Raw genomic sequence first — 15,360 nt, 5'->3', positions numbered from 1 at the left:
TTACAGGTTGCAAGTTGTTACAGGTTGCAAGTTACAGGTTACAGGTTACAGGTTGCAGGTTACAGGTACAAAGATTTCTTGACCTAGGTTAGTTTACCCTGTTGGTTTTACTAGTGTAGCTTCAGAAGACATTGACCCTAAGATATTGTCAACCTTCAACCTTCCAACCTTCCAGCCTTCCAACCTTCCAACCTTCCAACCTTCCAACCTTCCAACCTTCCAACCTTCCAACCTTCCAACCCATGAGTATTAGCCGTAAATGGTCTGCCAAGCAGCAACGATCCCTAGAGATTCTAATTCGCCTTAAGCGACTCTATCCGGAAGCCACCTGTACACTGAATTACGAAACACCAGTACAGTTACTGGTGGCAACCATTCTTTCAGCTCAATGTACTGATGAACGTGTGAATCAGGTAACACCGGGGTTGTTTCGCCAGTTTCCTGATGCTGTGGCCATCGCTAGTGCTGATATAGAAGTCTTGGAAACTTTAGTGCGCTCTACTGGCTTTTATCGCAATAAGGCAAAAAATATTCAAGGTGCCTGCCGCATGATTGTTAAGGAATACGGTGGTCAGGTACCGAAACAAATGGACAAACTCCTCAAGTTGCCTGGAGTTGCTCGTAAAACCGCCAATGTCGTACTTGCCCATGCCTATGGTATTAACCAGGGAGTCACTGTAGATACTCACGTCAAGCGCCTCAGTCAGCGTTTAGGATTGACAAAACACAAAGATCCCATCAGGATTGAGCGAGATTTAATGGGGCTTTTGCCCCAGCAGGATTGGGAAAACTGGTCGATTCGGCTGATTTATCATGGTAGGGCAATTTGTAAAGCCCGAAAACCTGATTGTGATGCTTGTGTTTTGGCGGATTTATGTGCCAGTGCAGATCTGGCTGAGAAAACGACTACTACAACACAGAGCTGGAAAACTAACGCTACTGTACCAGCCTCTGATTAAGTTCATCGGATAAGATAAAAAGGCAGTGTCTTCTTTTAGATAGAGTTTCGAGAATTAATGGCTAAAAAATCAATGATTGAGCGCGAAAAAAAGCGCAAAAAAATGGTAGAGAAGTACGCAGCTAAGCGGGAGGCGCTCAAGGAAGAGTTTAAAAATGCTGCGACTCAACGAGAAAGGTTAGAGATCCACCGGAAAATACAACAGCTCCCCCGCAACAGCGCCCCCTGCCGTGTGCGGAACCGTTGTTGGGTTACAGGGCGTCCTCGGGGTTACTACCGAGACTTTGGACTATCTCGCCATGTTTTGCGGGAATGGGCGCACCAAGGTCTATTGCCAGGTGTGGTTAAATCAAGCTGGTAGGTTAACTGGTTGCAGGTTTTAGGTTGCAGGTTACAGGTTGCAGGTTAACAGGTTGCAGGGTAGAAGATTTTCTGACTTACCGTAGTCTACCCTTCGGGTTTTCCTACTGAAGAGGAGCATAGCTACTCTCCCTTGAGCTTAAACCGACCCTTGCATGACGCTCTGGAAACTTTCAACCTTGGCCTTGCGGCCACGCTACGCAAACAAACCTGAAACCTGAAACCTCTACTGGCCACAACAGCGATCAATGCCAAGACTTTCTAAGAGTAGGTCACTGACAGCGTTAGCGATCGCAAATTCCCCGTAAAAACTTTCTCGAAAGTCAAACGCCTGCATTTCTGTAACAATAGCAATCACAAGTGAACCCAAATCATTTTCTCCCTCCATCCGTTGACGGACGAAAATCTGGGCGGCGCGTTGTGCAATCGTTTGATTAATTGCTTCTGGGAGAAACTCTTGATCTAGCCATTGCGCAAGAGTTTCTCGTAACCATTCACCTTCCTGCTGAGGATTTGCAGCCGGTGGCAGAGTAATCGCTGGAATTGGTTTCGGTTTAGCCATAAATAAGGTTTAATGACGGCTAAGCTAAATAGTTTTCTGTTGACCTTTGATTCTATGATACTGTCAACACTCAACACTTAACACTCAAGACTCAACACTCAACACTCAACACTTCATACTCAACACTCATACCAAGTTGGATTCAAAGATAGTCGATTGCTTGGATAGGGAGATAGGGAGATTGGGAAATTGGGAGATTGGGAGATTGGGGGTAGAGAAAGTTTTACCTTTGACCGCAACTTAGTATCAATACTAAACAAACTGATCCTGCTATTAAAGAGCAAATAGTCTCTTGACTCGCTTGCGAACCCAAACTAGAAGATTTTTGTCATCTTCTGCCGCATCCAACAAACCCATTTTCCGCATCTGTTTTTGTCGCTCAGCTAATTCTTCCTGATGCTTGCCTAATTCCTGGACAATAATCTCCGATAGATCTGGATAGTCCTTCAATAGTTGTTTAAAACCTTTATTGTTAATTACAAATAGTAGTGACTCTTCTAACCCTCTAACTGATGCTGTTCTTGGTACGCCTAACATTAACGAAAGTTCGCCAAAAAATTGACCGGCCTGAAGATTATTGAGAGTTTTGTTAATCCTCTCTACAAAGACTTCGACAGAACCAGCTAGGATAATATAAAACGCATCTCCAGGGTCGCCTTCATGAAATAAAATCTCTGAGGCACGTAAGCGCTTTCGGTATCCAATTTCAATTAATTGCCTTAGTTCTAATTCAGTAAAATTTTTAAAATAATCGACCTGCCGCAGTAAGTCACGTAACGCTAAAGGTCTAGGTGTTTTAACTTTGAATGGCTGCTGAGTTGATTGTCCAATATTTTCTTCAATAGTTTCAATATTTTCGCGGTGAATGTCTCTCGCCATCAGGGCTTCAGGGTTGCGCAGCCAAAAATCCCTTTGAGGGAAAGGAATTGAGAGTCCCTGCTGACGTAAATTATATTCAATAATAAAATTCAAAGAACTTCTTATAAAAGGTTCTTGATCAATTCGATTGACCCATACCCGAAGTTCAAAGTTTAAAGAACTATCACCAAACCCTTTAAAAAGAACTCTAGGTGTCGGCTCAGATAAGACGGATGGTTCTAAATAAGCAGATTTTAACAGGACTTCTGTCACTAATACTGGGTCACTATCGTAAGCGACTCCTACAGGTATGTGTATACGGGCTTTATAGCTGTCAAAAGTCCAGTTAAGCATTCGGTTTTCCACCAAATGAGAGTTAGGAACTACTACATCTCCACCCTCCCTTGTCCGGATGATTGTAGACCGCATGGAGACTTCTTTAACATATCCGGATAACCCATCAAATTCAATGAAATCACCAACTCTTATTGTTCGTTCTAAGAGTAATGTCACACCACTGATAAAGTTTTTAGTTATATCCTGTAGTCCAAAACCAATTCCAACCCCTAAGCCACCAGCAATAACGGCTAATGAACCCAATTCAAAGTGATTATTCAGAACAATTACAATGCCTAATATTCCAAATGCGTAACTGATGATTGTAGCGATAACTGCTCGATTAGCTTCGTCAATCCCCATTTGGGGAAGTAGCTCTTGTTTTAGAAAGTTTTTTAGGGTACTAGCCAGAAAAATTACTATCATTAAAGACAGTACTAGCTGTATTATTAATTTAATAGATACTTTAGTATTACCTACTTCAAAAATGGTTAACTTAATTAGATCTAAACCACCTATAAAATATATAATATATACCAATACGATTAAAATTGCATAACTAATTATTTTAGATAAAAATTCTCTTTTATTTGGATCATTAACTAGCTTATTAAGCAGTTTATAATTCAGGAATTTTTTGAAATCTTGAATTATAAATTTAGCAATTAAAAATAAAAAGATTAATTGAAGTATGGTGAAAATAGATACAGGCACTTCTCCTAGTTGGAAGAGAGATTTTTTTAAGAATTTTGGAACTAATTGATCAAGAGGCATAAATAACTGCTTTTCAGCTATGAATCTATATTTATACCACTTAATCTTAGTATTATTTTAGGATTCAGATCTCAGAGTTGCTATTTACCACTTTTCCAGCTGGCAACTCCTAGACCAGTTAAATTCGTTGAACGAGCTACCATGAAGCGCTTTGAGCAACACAACTACTTTTGAGTCAGGCACAAGTAAAAAACCTGACAACAAACCTGACAACAAAGCCTAAAAAGCCATTGCCACACTGACACAATCACTAATCACTACACTAATCAGTACTCAGTACTAGCTTCAAGTTAGCTTCAGAGATTATTACATATTATACCATGTTTGACAATGATGTGACGGTCTCTGTCAAATGTAATCATACCACGGTTATGGAGTTCTCCTAGAGTTTTAGTTACTGTGACCCGAGAGGTGCCGATGGCATTAGCTAGATTCTGATGGGTCATGCGCACACTCAAGCGAGTGCCCTCGGGAACTGGCTCCCCCATTTCCTGTTTCAATAAGAATAATAACTGCTGCAAGCGGTCTTCTACTCGGCGCAGTCCAGCGATCGCTAAAAGTGCTTCTGTCTGTTGTATCCTGTGACCTAGCTGATTCAATAGGGAATGAGATAGATGAGGGCACGCTTCCAATTCAATCATCGAAAACCATTTAAGATGCACTTCGGATAAAGCTTGAGCCTGATAGGTGTCTAGAGCAGCCAACCCAATCCGGAAAGAGGTATCGGGCAATGCCCAACCTAGTAGCACTTCCTCTCCATCAAGGTTAATTTTACTGAGTTGAACAATACCTTGACAGACTTGCCAGATCCCAGGTGCAATCAAAGGAATCATTTCCCCCTTTGAATACCAACGCAGCCGCTGTCGCTGTTTTTGTCCGTCTTGGGATATTCCGTGAAAGGCCTTTTGGATTAGAGGCATTGTTTATAAGTTCTGTAGCTTCTAAAGCTCTATTAAACGCTCTTGATAATGGGTAGGCAAAATAGTTTTGGTTTACCGTTGACTGTTTACCGTCCAGGGTTGACCGTACCATATACTTAAGAGTAAACAGTCAACAGCCAGCATCCTAACTTGATTTCTCCCTACTTAGCTTATATTTCTTCTTAACTGACATCAAAAACCTATACCAGGCTTGTGCTGGTTGGTCGTAAAATGTGAAGATATCCCCATAAGCAACTGTTGCATCCTGATGATGAAGCCAATGCTTTTCTGGAGTAGTAATGCACAAGAAGTTGCAAAGGCGCTCTAGGGTCTGGGGAGTTTTCCACTCCATCACAGAAACATGCCTCCAGATCACATGAAGCTCACCCAAGACTAGTCCCAAGATAGTTCCTAGAGGAGAAATCTGCCAGAACCAAGGCACAAACATCAAATAAGGAAAGGCACCTGCGAAACCATCAAGGATTACCAGGGGGTTCTTAGTTAATACAGCATAGTGAATGAAGCTACGATTCTTACTATGGTGTACTATGGCATGGAATTTACCAAAAATGTGCTCAGGGACATGGTACACAAAAGTAGAAAGAAAATCCCCAAGTAGTAGCTGCACTAAAGCAACCAATAATATCTTAATGATAAACACATCTAACTCCTCTTCGTATGCGCTGATCTTAGTCAACAAACGTTAAGGTTTGTCAAAGAAGAGGTTAAACTTAAATTTATTATTTATTGAAGGTATGCTACTCTAGCAATTCTAAATCATTCTTGGACAATAATCGTTATATTATCTAATAGTTTCAATTAAGCCAATGTTTGAAAATTATGACTTATGACTTCTAGTTTTTCAACTTCATCTAAGTTGTACCACTCCTGAACGACGCGCTACGCTATATAATTTGAATTACTGAATTAATTGATATCCCTTTGCGGTTAATAGTTAATAGTTAATTGTCCCTTAACAATTAAGGAACAACTTTCAATGCTCATTAGTCAAACGAACAGGATATCAATCTGTCTATATATGAGCTATAATTGAATCCAATATCAAGCAGTTTTTTGATTAAAAACCATACTAACTTTAACTAGGGCTTGCTAATTTAATTAGCCATAATTTTAATTAGCTAAATCAAGTCTGTATGGACTTCTCGTTTTAAAAATTACAATTATATCCCACAACTATCAAAGTTTTTTGAGAGGACTGACCCAGTAACGCTACTTTTAGTCCCGTGGCCAGCTAAACATGGTCTAATAGAGAGTAAGAGGAAAAAGGTTAAATGGTAAGAAGAGGAGGATAATTCTAATGCACCAAATTAAGCTGGCTAAGCTAGTAGGAACCCACGGCGTGGGTTCCTACTAAATAAGCGCATTTAGTGCCCAGTTTCAGGTAAGTCCTATTTGAATGACGAATTACCAATTACCAATTACCAATTACCAATTACCAATTACCAATTACCAATTACCAATTACCAATTATCATAAATTACCAATTATCATAAATTACCATAAAAGTTCAATCTTCCATTTCAGTTGACTCAGTTTGATCGGATTGGGTGCTTTCGGCATTTATTAACGTATTATTGAATGAATTGATGTTCCGCTTTCCTTCAGAGGCACGCTTATCCAAAATTGTCTTCAGCCTTGCTGAAGGCATTTCTCCATTAATATGAATCTGAATTTTCGGACCCGAACTAGCTAGACGAATAATCATCCCATCGATAACCGGCATTTGGGTAATCCGCTTGCCATCCATATAGGTGCCATTGGCACCTAAACTGATAATTTCCCAACCATTAGGATTTCGCCGTAGTTCTACATGGTGACGGGAAACTACAGCGCTATAGAGAATAACATGATTATCGGTTGACCGGCCAATCCGAATCACTGATTCTGTTTCAAAGGGCCAACTTTGAACAGGCACAGACTGGAGAGGATGCAGTAGGGTTAGGGTAATCGCCGGTGTCACATCTTTCAAGGATTTTGTCCTCACGGCCTGATACTGTTAACTATCCCCCACCGACACGACGTGGGATTTCCTTGCTTATACAGCCAAAAAGGCTGCCAGAGTTAGTCATATCTGCTTAGATTGGCAAGGACTGACATGCACCCCAATTAAGGCACACCTATATTAATATAGAATTTACTGTAAACAGTGACATACTACCGACGCTGACAAGCACGGTACAGCGCGGGCTTCTTACCAACTCCAGCTATCCCTATCGGGCTTTGCCCGACGCGGGGCGCGTTCGGATACTCGATAAGCTTTATTAACGACACGGGATGCCCCTCCGCGCCGGAACAATACAAAAAGTTCTATCTCCAATGTAGCTGCAGGTGCGACCTGTGGCGAATTTAATTCGCCGACGGAAAGCGCACCTATGGAATTTTACCCATTCACAGATAACTCAAACTATTGAGTCTTTTTTCTGAAGGTCACCCTATATTCCAGGTTTTTCAGGTACAGGCGCGTAGGTGGGGCACTGGTTCCGTTGCATGGGACAGGTATAGCCCTTGTCTAGTAGGTGGTTACAGAGCAGATCGAATACTAAACAGTCCAGACCAAGACAGACCTGTTTCCATAATTCCTAACTTCACTGCAGGAACAACTTTAGTTGTGAAATGTACCCGAACAAAATTGTGAACCACCCAAAACACATCCAGGGTTCAAAGCAAATGTTGACGGGACTTAGCATAGGTATTGGCTCGACGCCTATTGGCACTATTGCGCCGCCGCATCGATGGATTAAATCCATCGATATGATTGGCATTTTTCTCGTGTTCTGGAACCTCTGAGTTTGTTTGCGGATGCTCTGGTACGGGAGCTTGGTACTTCTTGCGAGGACGACCGACCCGCTTTTTGGCTCCCTTATTCAAGAGTCTGACCCGTATGCCTTTGGGCAAGCGTTTGGGTGGACGACCCGGCTTGCCATCACGCACCAATTCATGGCAAATCTCAAACAGCAAGTTACCATAGCGGCGTTCCCCATCTGTAAACAGGCCCTCGGTCTTGGGTTTGCTCTATATAGCAGAAGTCAGAAGTCAGAAGTCAGAAGTCAGAAGTCAAACTCTTGCGCTTACAAAGGGTGTGAGACTTTTGTCATGTCCTAACTGCCCTGGCGACTGCTATAACTTGAACTAACACCTTGATGGCGTGGTTCTTACAGTTGTTGCTCTTTTTGACCACAATGTAATTCCCACAAAAACCGACTGGCTCTATCCATCTCGACGATCGTCCAGCCCTCACTCAGCTTTTGTGGGACGTTTTTGTTGACCAATGTGTACAGTTCATCCCCAACGATTACCAGTTGCAGAAACTGATCAAGCAAGGCGTACAGCATCAATACAGGTTTAAGCCCACCCAAACGTTCTTCCCAATCAATCACCGTTTTCAAGGAAACGTTAAAGGTACGAACCACACGGAGACCCATCCCTTCGCTTCTGGCTTTGAGAATCTCGATAATGCGACTTAAGGGGGTGCGCAGTCCTGCTATGGGGGTGGCGAAGGTCTCACGCTCAGTACGTATCGCACTCAAAGCAATGGTAGATGGTTCGTGTGCCGTTTTGGGTCTCATAGCGGTCGTGGGGTTTAACTTGTGGACTACCACACAACGGACAATTTTGGGATAATAACTCCATTGCTCACCTCTAAGTCGCGACAGGTCAAATCTTACCTATTATCCCTCCTAATTCAGATATAGCAAGACTTTCAACCACCCGCTTAACGGAACCAGTGCCAAACTCCCCCGATAGTAAACTGCCCCGACCTAGCTAGCGCTTTAGGTCGGGGCTTTGTCCGAGATCAATTTTGCACAACCAGCTGTCACACCCACCTAGCACCGGAAACTCAAGAACTTTGGAACAAAAATGTCACTTTATCACCTTTCCCCAAGCTAATGCGATCGCCTGTTCTTAGCCGATGCCGATTGCCTGGTGCTAGAGACGTGTGGTTGACATAAGTGCCATTGGAGCTGCCTACATCTTCAATATAGTAGGTATCCCCCTCCACTCTGATATCCGCGTGAATGCGAGAGACAATGTCTGAGTCAGGAAAACCAGAGACATCAATATCCGGGGGAATTTTATCATTGGGCTTACCCAGATGAATCACCGATATATGCTGCGGTAACTCAATTGTTGTATTGGTTTGCATATGCAGCAGTTGAGCTGAGATTACCTGCAACTGAGTTTGGGCAGTACCTCTATTGGGTACAGGGGGCGGTGGCGGGTTCTCTAAGTCAGCTTCTGGTATTGACGGTGATGGCGAGTTTTGGCTAGATTCTTCCTGAGAAAACCCTAAATTGCCAACGGTAGGTAGCGGCAATGGCAGGGTTTCTAAGTCAGGATTCTGCGGTTGAAATGCTTCTGAGTTGAGGGCTGGATTAACGACCGTAGCTGGCATAGGGGTGGTAGATTCAGCATCATCAGAACTGATAGGATTGGATGCTGGATCGGGGACTTGAGTATTCATAGCCATGGGTATAGGTTCAATAAGTGGGTCTGGGGATACCAAGTCGGGTATCTCTGGGGTAGAGTTTGACCCTGATTTCTCCCCTTTCTCCATATTGGCACCCACATTCAAGTGAAATCCACACTGACCACAGAAGCTTGCGTCAGTCTGAACTGTTGCACCACAGTTAGGACAGCTGGTAGTGGAAGGTAAGGGAGTGTAGCAGGCTTCACATTGGGTAGCCCCTTCCGGATTTTGGTGATTGCAGTTAGGGCAAACAATCATAGAACTTTAATTTATTATTTTTAACAGCTATTATCTAGTTTCAGATAATGTGACGATCATACACTTCCCGATCGGGCAAGTGTAGGCTTAATGCACCTCTTAAGGCTACCAGAACTCCTTTCTCCTTTGGAGACTCTGCGCGAACGAGGTACTATTAGTGATAGAACTATCAATAACTGGATTCCATCATGGCGCGTTTTCTTGTCAGGAACACGTCCTGCCCCACTTGTAATAGACTTGATTGAAGTTACTGTTTCGCACTTCATCGTTCACACTTGACACTTCCGCGCTTGTCAATGTTTCAAATCTTGACCTGCTGATTCATCTAGAAGCCACCAAAGTTCTCCTTGGGGCTGGATCAACCGAGCTGGATAGGTTTGTGGATCAGCTTCGGGGGCAAATATTTGAGCCAAGGCTGCTCTTTTGCCAGCACCAGCAACCAGAAACATAACGCAGTTGGCATGGTTAATCAAGCTCGACGTAAAGGTGATTCGTGGTTGACCATCTTTGTTGCCAACTGTAACTAGTCGGTCTTTTACTTGCAGAGCCTCTGTATGGGGGAATAGGGAGGCAGTATGGCCATCATCACCAATGCCTAACAAAATTACATCAAAGTGAGGAAACTCTCCTACTGGTATGCCAAAAAACTCATACAGTTGAGCTTGATGTTTATCGGCATCAGCAGTGGGACTAGAGCCATCGGTGGGCATGGGGTGAATGTTAGCCTCTGGTATATCGACTTTGTCTAACCAGGCCAGACGAGCCATCCTTTGATTACTATCCGGGTGCTCGGGACTAACATAGCGTTCATCACCCCAAAACACATGAATGTTATTCCAGGCAAGGTCAAAGGTAGCGATCGCTTCGTATAAAGGCTTGGGGGTGCTACCGCCAGCAAGGGCAATGGTACAGCGACCGTTAGCCTGGATTGCTCCTTCGATTTTACTGAGGACAACATCAACAGCTCGCCTAATCAAAGCTTCTTTATCCGGTACAACTTCAACCACTTTGTTCATAAAACCTGTCTGCCGAGGAACACTACATCCACAAGACTACCGTTAATCAGCGATTGTGCGATCGCTTTACCTGATTAAGGAAGAATACCAGGAATTATCCTAACACCTTGATTAGTGGTTAATGGTTAATGGTTAATGGTTAATGGTTAATGGCTAAGGCTGGTGACGCTCACCTAAAATGTAGAGCGCGGGACTTCCCCTCTAAAACTTAACACCAGCTAGGATGTTGGAGTTAGGATTCTTGATTGCCATAGGTTAATATGGGCAAAGCGCCATGGTTGGCCTTCGTGCTATTCTATTTTTACACTTGAGTGAGTACTCCAAAAACTACTCCAAAAACTAGTAAGCCAGTAATTTGAGGAGGAATTAATCATTCAAGTACTAAATTCGATGATTAAGTTAATCTAATAATCGCGCTTCATAGCCCATGAATACTAATTCTGTTTATTCCTCGTTTACTGCTCTGACTCTTAAGGTTGTCGGGGTGATAATGATCGTTTCCTCTCTTTTGGATTACATCATTTTGGCAATTCCCTCACAGGGAGCTAGCCTGTTAAAGCCAGAGTGGCAGTTGAACTTTGCTACCCAAGTTGTTGACCGAGGCATTATCCCTATGGTCGGCATTGGGTTTTTATTTGCTGGATATTGGATTGCTCAAAGTGCTGCTACCGCTACCACACAGCCAAAATCTTCGGTTCAAGATCTCCGATTTTGGGTGCTGTGTCTCTCTAGTTTTCTAGGGTTGGTCTTTTTGCTAATGGTACCCCTACATCTCAATAACCTTCGTTTGCAAAGTTCCCAGGCTCTAGAACAAATTAACCAAAGAGCCAAGACCGCCGAAGTTCAACTGGAAAACCGCACTCAGCAAGTCACTGAACTTCTCAAAAGTCCTCAAGGTATAGCCCAGGTAGAAAAGAGACTCGCCGATTTAGATGCAGCCATTAAAAGTGGTAGGATTCCAGCACAACAGCTTGAGCAAGCCAAAGCTCAGGCTAACAGAGTTAGACAACAATTGCAGGCAATAAAGGAAAACCCTGACGTACTCAATCAAGAAGCAGAGCAGAATATTAACCAAATCCGTAGTCAGAAACTTCAACTAGAGAAACGAGCCACCACTGAAGCTTTCAAACTGGGCATTAAAACTGGTCTGAGTAGCTTACTCCTAGCAATTGGCTATATTGCCATTGGCTGGACCGGATTGCGCGGGTTGGGAAGTACACCAGTAACCCGTCGTGGACAAGCTTAGTAGGGTAGAGACTTTTAACCCTGACCAGATTTTTGATGATGATCCCCAAGACATGTTCTCGATCTATATCCTGACCTACAACGAAGAACTAGATATTGCTGCTTGTATCGAGTCAGCCCTACTATCGGACGATGTGATGATCGTAGATTCAATCAGTAGCGATCGCACTGTAGAAATTGCTAGTCAGTATCCGGTGCGAGTTGTGCAGCACGCCTTTGAAAGTCACGGACGTCAGCGCACCTGGATGCTCAAGGAAGTCCCCACCAAGTACGAATGGGTCTATATCCTTGAAGCTGATGAACGCATGACCCCTGAGTTATTTGCCGAATGCCAGGGAGCAATACAAGGACAGGAGCATGTGGCTTATTACGTTGCTGAGCGGGTCATGTTCATGAATCGGTGGATTCGCTACTCTACTCAGTATCCCCGTTACCAACTACGGCTGTTTCGTAAGGACAATGTTTGGTTTGATGATTATGGTCATACGGAACGGGAAGTATGTGATGGACCGACTGGTTTCATCAAAGAAACATATCCTCACTACACCAACAGTAAGGGATTTACCCGCTGGATTGATAAACACAATCGCTACTCTAGCGACGAAGCCCTCGAAACCTTGCGCCAGTTGGACCAAGGAACTGTTCAGTGGGCAGACCTATTTTTTGGGCGTTCGGAAGTAGAAAGACGCCGTGCCCTCAAAAACTTGTCCTTACGCTTGCCCTGGCGACCTGTATTGCGTTTTATATACATGTATTTCCTACTGGGAGGCTTCCTGGATGGTCAAGCCGGGTTTACCTGGTGTACCTTACAAGCATTTTATGAGTATCTGATATTGGTCAAACTTTGGGAACTCAAGCATCCCATGCACCCTCCCAGTAGCCGTGTCATGTCCTCAACTTCCCAAGGCTCAAAAGACTCTGATGCTACCCAGGTCACTTCATCCTCATCCTAGTAGTCTTGATGTCAGATTAGGGTAGAATCAAAGAGATTACTATACCATTGGCTAACTAACTGAATTGGCTAACTAACTGATAAATCAAACATTTCATAGTAAAACTGGGTAGCAGCAATCCCCGCGTCTAATCACCGGTGAGTGTCAATTCCGATTCTCTATCTTTGTTAATCTATCTCTGGTAATATGTAAAGAATAATACCGATTGATCTGGTCAAAGGGAAAAAGCTGGTCTGATGTTAGTTCATGCCAGTAATAACCCTATAGCTAGTGCTGGGTAAAATCTAGTCATGGGTATAACGCCCTAATGGCATCATATTGTCACCCATTAACTAGCGCCAGACTTTGGAAGTGGTATTCTAGATTGATCCGAACGGGCTACCGTTTTGTGGCAGTATCTAGAAACCAGATTTGGAGTAGCTAAAGCCAACTCCAAACTCTAGAACGGGAAGGTAAAACAGGTGTAATTCCACCGTTAAAACTTACCCAACTATCGAGATAAGCTAATAGGCGCAGCGTAGATTTTTCCGATGATATAGCTTCCCATGGGTGAAAGCAACCCAACTTTCCTCCCACTCCACCTACTGCAAAATCAGTGTCTATTGGTGTAGAATAACTGAGTTCGTTCCCGTAGCGTGCGCCTATGCCCAATCTAACCAACTATCAGACCATTGAGGAGTCTAAAGTCAGGAGCTTCGATTCAGACTAATTGATTGTCAAGGAACTTTTCCGATAAATTGGCGAAAGAATCCAATAATATTCTGTATAGTGCCACTAACATCGCTGAATTATTATGATGAAAACTGAATTCTTTATCCTGTATCCTCCTCATAAGGGAGTAAATTGATTAGATTGCCCATTGCCCATGGGCGCACGCTACGGGAACGGCGCACGCTACGGAAACTGAGGTATACTAGTGTATAACGGCTATAGCCACCTTGGCATTTTTTCACCCACTCCAAAAAAAAGTGGCTAGAACAAGTTGGGAGAGTAGTTGTGATTTAGGTGGCTAGTAAAAAATTTTATTCAGTTATTAAAAGGAGAATCTGTGCTCTGTGTTCGAGGGCTTGAAGCAGGATCTAAAAAATGACCTAATTGCGGGGATTCTAGTGGTAATTCCCCTGGCTACCACAATCTGGCTGACGATTACAATCGCCAACTGGGTGATAAATTTTTTAACTAGAATTCCCAAACAAATTAACCCTTTTGATAATCTCAACCCTATCTTAGTAAATCTGCTAAATTTAGCAGTGGGACTGACAGTCCCACTACTATTTATTATGCTGATTGGCTTGATGGCACGCAACATTGTTGGACGGTGGTTGCTAGATTTGGGTGAGAAAATATTGCAAGCGATTCCCTTAGCTGGCTCAGTATACAAAACCCTTAAACAGATTTTGGAAACCCTTTTACAGGATTCTAAAACTAAGTTTAGTCGGGTGATTTTGGTAGAGTATCCTCGCCAAGGAGTCTGGGCGATAGCGTTCGTCACCGGTGTTGTGAGTGCACAACTCCAATCCCACATGAATCGTCCGATGTTGAGCGTTTTCATACCTACTACTCCTAATCCCACCAGTGGCTGGTATGCTATGGTTCCTGAAGAGGAAGTCATTAATCTTTCGATGTCCATCGAAGATGCCTTTAAAGTATTGCTCTCAGGTGGAATTGTTAGCCCAGATAGCCCTGCAATCCCAATTAACCTACAGCAGCCTCCTGAAAAGCAACCATTGGAAGAACCTTTGCCTGAGATGATACAGCAGGTTTTGCCAACAGAAGAAACCTAATCTTTTTGGGTAAAAGGACAAAATTAACTAAGGACAAACAATGCAACCTCGCAGAATGGCCCGTGAACTGGCTCTTTTGAGCATCTCTCAGATGCCCAACTCACCAGAGCGGTTGGATACACAACAACTGAATAATCTGGTGCTGGCGGCTGTTCGTACCCTGACTGGAGAAATTCAAGAGGCTTTAGAAACGGCGGCGGCTGAACTGAAACGGGGTAGCGATCGCATTCTCGAAAGTGAAACTCGCGCTACTGATGTACGTAGTGCTAGAGCAATGGTAACGGATGCAATTGAGTTAACCGAGAAAGCGATCAATCACTTGGGAAGTGCGGTAGAGATTCCCGAAATTGTCCAGTTGTCTAATACGGCTGAAGTCCGTAGCTATACCCTAGAAATTATCAAAGCTGTCAGTCGTAGACAGCTTGAGATTGATCAGATGTTGAACCAATCCCTGAAAGATTGGCAACTGAAGCGCTTACCTCGTATTGACCGGGATATTCTGCGGATGGCTGTGGCGGAAATTGCGTTTTTAGGTATCCCAGACCGAGTCGCAATTAATGAAGCAGTGGAACTGGCTAAACGCTACAGTGATGAAGAGGGACACCGTTTTATTAATGGTGTCTTGCGTCGTGCCAATGACTTGATTAAAACTCAAGCTCTACCACAATAGCGGAGGGAGTAGGGAGTAGGGAGTAGGGAGTAGGGAGTAGAGAGGAGGAGTATCGGGAATAGACTAAAATTAGCCTAATAGGCCAGGCTAGATCACAAAATTAAGAATATTAAGTCAAATATCGATAAAATTAAGGGAAAAGGTTAGGGATTAGCCTAGGGCTAAGCACTCAAAACC

The 15,360-nt window shown here is 43.4% G+C and carries 15 protein-coding genes and 1 pseudogene; 6 read left to right on the top strand and 10 right to left on the bottom strand.

Going from position 1 to position 15,360, the window contains the following annotated elements:
* The first annotated feature begins 242 nt into the window (after nt 1-242).
* Nucleotides 243-959 carry an endonuclease III gene (nth, locus tag F6K63_RS12385; RefSeq protein WP_008178553.1) on the top strand — a complete coding sequence of 239 codons (717 nt, stop codon included), beginning with the start codon at nt 243-245 and terminating at the stop codon, nt 957-959.
* Nucleotides 960-1,016: 57 nt separating this feature from the next.
* Nucleotides 1,017-1,319 carry a 30S ribosomal protein S14 gene (gene rpsN / locus F6K63_RS12380; protein WP_008178551.1) on the top strand — a complete coding sequence of 101 codons (303 nt, stop codon included), beginning with the start codon at nt 1,017-1,019 and terminating at the stop codon, nt 1,317-1,319.
* A gap of 225 nt (nt 1,320-1,544) precedes the next feature.
* On the opposite strand, the gene F6K63_RS12375 is transcribed toward rpsN, so the two are convergent.
* The 9 genes and pseudogenes from F6K63_RS12375 to pgl all read right to left on the bottom strand — a co-directional run bounded on the left by F6K63_RS12375 (nt 1,545) and on the right by pgl (nt 10,531).
* A complete protein-coding gene (locus F6K63_RS12375; protein WP_008178549.1) occupies nt 1,545-1,880 on the bottom strand; it encodes a DUF8822 family protein in 336 nt (111 codons plus the stop codon).
* Between the two features lie 273 nt (nt 1,881-2,153).
* Nucleotides 2,154-3,848, bottom strand: a complete 1,695-nt coding sequence (locus tag F6K63_RS12370; protein ID WP_008178547.1) for a cyclic nucleotide-binding domain-containing protein — start codon at nt 3,846-3,848, stop codon at nt 2,154-2,156.
* Between the two features lie 296 nt (nt 3,849-4,144).
* Nucleotides 4,145-4,768, bottom strand: a complete 624-nt coding sequence (locus F6K63_RS12365; RefSeq protein ID WP_008178544.1) for a Crp/Fnr family transcriptional regulator — start codon at nt 4,766-4,768, stop codon at nt 4,145-4,147.
* Nucleotides 4,769-4,913: 145 nt separating this feature from the next.
* A complete protein-coding gene (locus F6K63_RS12360; RefSeq protein ID WP_008178542.1) occupies nt 4,914-5,465 on the bottom strand; it encodes a sterol desaturase family protein in 552 nt (183 codons plus the stop codon).
* Nucleotides 5,466-6,296: 831 nt separating this feature from the next.
* Nucleotides 6,297-6,773: an FHA domain-containing protein gene (locus F6K63_RS12355; protein WP_229414261.1), complete on the bottom strand. Its 477-nt coding sequence runs from the start codon at nt 6,771-6,773 to the stop codon at nt 6,297-6,299.
* A gap of 536 nt (nt 6,774-7,309) precedes the next feature.
* Nucleotides 7,310-7,805: pseudogene (locus F6K63_RS37780) on the bottom strand (IS1 family transposase); the annotation flags it as partial.
* A 136-nt stretch (nt 7,806-7,941) separates the two neighbouring features.
* Nucleotides 7,942-8,355: a hypothetical protein gene (locus F6K63_RS12345; protein WP_008178534.1), complete on the bottom strand. Its 414-nt coding sequence runs from the start codon at nt 8,353-8,355 to the stop codon at nt 7,942-7,944.
* 272 nt (nt 8,356-8,627) lie between these two features.
* The gene (locus F6K63_RS12340; protein WP_008178531.1) at nt 8,628-9,515 is read right to left on the bottom strand and encodes a double zinc ribbon and FHA domain-containing protein; all 888 of its coding nucleotides are present in this window, start codon (nt 9,513-9,515) and stop codon (nt 8,628-8,630) included.
* Between the two features lie 293 nt (nt 9,516-9,808).
* Nucleotides 9,809-10,531, bottom strand: coding sequence for a 6-phosphogluconolactonase (gene pgl / locus F6K63_RS12335; protein ID WP_008178529.1), 723 nt, complete (start codon nt 10,529-10,531; stop codon nt 9,809-9,811).
* A gap of 427 nt (nt 10,532-10,958) precedes the next feature.
* On the opposite strand from pgl, the gene hpsJ-B reads away from it, so the two are divergent.
* Nucleotides 10,959-11,777 carry a hormogonium polysaccharide biosynthesis protein HpsJ gene (hpsJ-B, locus tag F6K63_RS12330; RefSeq protein ID WP_008178528.1) on the top strand — a complete coding sequence of 273 codons (819 nt, stop codon included), beginning with the start codon at nt 10,959-10,961 and terminating at the stop codon, nt 11,775-11,777.
* A gap of 52 nt (nt 11,778-11,829) precedes the next feature.
* Nucleotides 11,830-12,729, top strand: a complete 900-nt coding sequence (locus F6K63_RS12325) for a glycosyltransferase family 2 protein (protein ID WP_287251762.1) — start codon at nt 11,830-11,832, stop codon at nt 12,727-12,729.
* Nucleotides 12,730-13,541: 812 nt separating this feature from the next.
* Here the strand turns inward: F6K63_RS12325 and F6K63_RS12320 are convergent.
* Nucleotides 13,542-13,682: a hypothetical protein gene (locus F6K63_RS12320; protein ID WP_154659653.1), complete on the bottom strand. Its 141-nt coding sequence runs from the start codon at nt 13,680-13,682 to the stop codon at nt 13,542-13,544.
* A gap of 102 nt (nt 13,683-13,784) precedes the next feature.
* On the opposite strand from F6K63_RS12320, the gene F6K63_RS12315 reads away from it, so the two are divergent.
* Nucleotides 13,785-14,513, top strand: a complete 729-nt coding sequence (locus F6K63_RS12315) for a DUF502 domain-containing protein (RefSeq protein WP_008178521.1) — start codon at nt 13,785-13,787, stop codon at nt 14,511-14,513.
* A 40-nt stretch (nt 14,514-14,553) separates the two neighbouring features.
* Entirely contained in the window at nt 14,554-15,183 is a 630-nt protein-coding gene (nusB, locus tag F6K63_RS12310) for a transcription antitermination factor NusB (protein WP_008178519.1), read from the top strand.
* Nucleotides 15,184-15,360: the final 177 nt, after the last annotated feature.

Origin of the sequence: Moorena sp. SIO1G6 (assembly GCF_010672795.1) — a bacterium.
Lineage (GTDB): Bacteria > Cyanobacteriota > Cyanobacteriia > Cyanobacteriales > Coleofasciculaceae > Moorena > Moorena producens.
This window is presented reverse-complemented; position numbering and strand designations above follow the sequence as displayed.

Coding starts and splice junctions, on each gene's coding strand:
- F6K63_RS12345 (WP_008178534.1), bottom strand. CDS start 8,355: ATGAGACCCAAAACGGCACACGAACCATCTACCATTGCTTTGAGTGCG.
- F6K63_RS12365 (WP_008178544.1), bottom strand. CDS start 4,768: ATGCCTCTAATCCAAAAGGCCTTTCACGGAATATCCCAAGACGGACAA.
- F6K63_RS12375 (WP_008178549.1), bottom strand. CDS start 1,880: ATGGCTAAACCGAAACCAATTCCAGCGATTACTCTGCCACCGGCTGCA.
- F6K63_RS12370 (WP_008178547.1), bottom strand. CDS start 3,848: ATGCCTCTTGATCAATTAGTTCCAAAATTCTTAAAAAAATCTCTCTTC.
- F6K63_RS12325 (WP_287251762.1), top strand. CDS start 11,830: ATGTTCTCGATCTATATCCTGACCTACAACGAAGAACTAGATATTGCT.
- F6K63_RS12340 (WP_008178531.1), bottom strand. CDS start 9,515: ATGATTGTTTGCCCTAACTGCAATCACCAAAATCCGGAAGGGGCTACC.
- nusB (WP_008178519.1), top strand. CDS start 14,554: ATGCAACCTCGCAGAATGGCCCGTGAACTGGCTCTTTTGAGCATCTCT.
- nth (WP_008178553.1), top strand. CDS start 243: ATGAGTATTAGCCGTAAATGGTCTGCCAAGCAGCAACGATCCCTAGAG.
- pgl (WP_008178529.1), bottom strand. CDS start 10,531: ATGAACAAAGTGGTTGAAGTTGTACCGGATAAAGAAGCTTTGATTAGG.
- hpsJ-B (WP_008178528.1), top strand. CDS start 10,959: ATGAATACTAATTCTGTTTATTCCTCGTTTACTGCTCTGACTCTTAAG.
- rpsN (WP_008178551.1), top strand. CDS start 1,017: ATGGCTAAAAAATCAATGATTGAGCGCGAAAAAAAGCGCAAAAAAATG.